Annotated in this window: 2 protein-coding genes; both read left to right on the top strand. The window is 50.6% G+C overall.

What is annotated here, in order from left to right; all coding sequences use genetic code 11:
- Positions 1-203, top strand: a 203-nt coding sequence (locus PSHG_RS30905) for a hypothetical protein (protein ID WP_010274478.1), incomplete at its 5' end; no start/stop codon positions are given.
- A partial coding sequence (locus PSHG_RS30900; RefSeq protein ID WP_010274476.1) for an RCC1 domain-containing protein occupies positions 203-2,757 on the top strand: 2,555 nt, incomplete at its 3' end. The genes PSHG_RS30905 and PSHG_RS30900, both read left to right, overlap by 1 nt.

The raw sequence follows: 2,757 nt of genomic DNA, 5'->3' as shown, positions 1-2,757 counted from the left end.
GGTTTGTGCCGAACGAAACGGCTACCCGTGCAGAAGCGACGGTGATGCTGCTTCGGTTGATGGAGAATATCTCCGTCCCCTCTCTCAATGTGCCTGCCAAAGAAGCACTAGGTTCCACCATTTTTAAAAAAAGAGGGCTTACACAGCCATCGATTCGATTAGCCATTGTTCAATGGCAGCATATGGAAGGAGGATTGCAGTAATGATGAATTCAATGAAGTACCCGATAAAGCATGTATCCCTATGGCTGATTGCCATGCTCTTGCTCAATCTGTTTCAATCGCTGCTGGTTATACCAGCGTCAGCTTTGGCTCAAGAATCAGAGACAAATGCAAACTTGGTCAGCGTATTTTCGTTCGGAATGGGTATGTATGGCAAATTAGGACATGGCGATACGGCCAATCAACTCGCGCCAAAGAAAATCGAAGGTTTGTCGGACATTCAGGCGATCGCTGCCGGGACTAATCATTCCCTTGCTTTAACGAAGTCAGGAGATGTGTACTCGTTTGGATTTGGGCTGTTTGGCCGATTAGGCCATGGCAATACAGATAGTCAACTCGAGCCGAAGAAAATCGAAGGTTTGTCAGACATTCAAGCGATTGCGGCTGGCGATTTCCATTCCCTTGCTTTAACGAAGTCAGGCGACGTATACTCGTTTGGAAACGGTACGTCTGGATTAGGACATGGCAATACGGAAGATCAATCCACGCCAAAGAAAATCGAGAGCTTGTCGGACGTTCAGGCGATCGCTGCCGGGGGGAATCATTCCCTTGCTTTAACGAAGTCAGGAGATGTGTACTCGTTTGGATTTGGGCTGTTTGGCCGATTAGGCCATGGCGATACGGATAGTCAACTCGAGCCGAAGAAAATCGAGGATTTGTCGGACATTCAGGCGATCGCTGCCGGGGGGAATCATTCCCTTGCTTTAACGAAATCAGGCGACGTGTACTCGTTTGGATGGGGGCTGCATGGCCAATTGGGACATGGTGATACGGAAAATCAACTCACGCCGAAGAAAATCGAGGATTTGTCGGACATTCAGGCGGTAGCTGCCGGGGCTAATCACTCCCTTGCTTTAACGAAGTCCGGAGAGGTGTACTCGTTCGGAAGGGGTAATACTGGCCAATTAGGCCATGGCGATACGGATGATCAACTCACGCCGAAGAAAATCGAGGGGTTGAAGGACATTCAGGCGATTGCGGCAGGCGATTTCCATTCCCTTGCTTTAACGAAGTCAGGCGACGTATACTCGTTTGGAAACGGTACGTCTGGATTAGGGCATGGCGATACGGCCAATCAACTCGAGCCAAAGAAAATCGAAGGTTTGACGGACATTCAAGCGATAGCTGCCGGGGCCAATCATTCCCTAGCGCTTGCCGTTGAAGAGCAAGACAGCACCATTGATCCGGACGAGGCGTCGTTCGACAAGAACATCCTGAATCAACGTGATATCACTGTCACGATGGAGTTGAATGGCAATACGCTCATAGATATTACGAATGGTACAACATCGTTATTGAAAGGCACGGATTACAACGTAACTGACAATATCGTCACCATTACAAAAGAATACCTGGCCAACCTGCCGATCGGTACGACTACACTGATCTTTACGTTCAGTGCAGGAAGCGATGCAACGCTTAGCATAGCGGTGAGCGACAGTACACCTGTCCCTCCAACCGGCTTGCAGGCGACAGCGGGAGACGGGGAAGTGGAGCTAAGTTGGACGGCAACCGATGCGGTCGATGGCTATAACGTCTATAGGCAAGAAGCTGACGAAGGTACGACTCCCGTTGTCGACCGATGGATGGTTGACAATGATGAGGGATCGGTAACAGGAACGTCCTATACGGTCGACGATTTGACTGCCGGAAAGTTGTATTGGTTTGCTGTAACGACCGTGAAGGATGAGAGCGAAAGCGGCTATTCGGATCCAACATCCGAAACGCCGTATACAACGGTTGCGGCTGTCGCATCTCCCGTTGCGATCGGGGTTGGCAAGGGAGTTGCACCAGAAATGCTGGAGGCATACCTTCCCGAACATATTCCAATTCAATTATCGAGCTTGCCTGGCACGATGGATGCAGATGTGAAATGGGATCTGAAGCATGCCGATTATAACCCGGATCAAGCCGGAACGTACGAGATTACAGGGGAGTTGCAATTGCCGGGATATGTTCGCAATCCACAACAGTTGCAAGCCAAAATCGCTGTTCATGTATGGCCGAATACGAATGCGAGCCTGAGCGGCATTACTCTGAACGGAGAACCGTTGGCACATTTTGATCCGGATATTTATACCTACGATGTTGTGGTTCCTTATGCAACGGAGCAAGTGACCGTAACAGCGGCACCTTACGATCCGGCTGCGAACTATGAAGTCGTCGGCGAGTTTGTGCGTGGCGGAGTACAACCGCTGCAGGTCGGCTCAAATCGAATTGACATCCTGGTAACGGCAGAGGATCAACAAGAGCAAGCCACCTATACCCTTCATGTGAAGCGTTTCTCACAAGAAGCGGAGCCAGAGCAAGTATCGAAACCTGTTGCAGAACCATCAGGCGGTGCAGTCCCGGCAGGTACAATGGTAACATTGAGCACGACAACGGAAGGAGCAACGATTTACTACACAACGGATGGCAGCACGCCGACGAGCAGCAGTGCCGAATATACCACACCCATCGAAGTGACTGGGGGAATGACGCTCAAGGCGATTGCGGTAAAGGACGGCATGCTGGACAGTGAAGTGCTGGAGGAGCA

Origin of the sequence: Paenibacillus senegalensis JC66 (assembly GCF_000285515.1) — a bacterium.
Lineage (GTDB): Bacteria > Bacillota > Bacilli > Paenibacillales > NBRC-103111 > Paenibacillus_L > Paenibacillus_L senegalensis.
The sequence above is the reverse complement of the archived record's forward strand: the minus strand, read 5'-3'. Positions and strand labels throughout refer to the sequence as shown.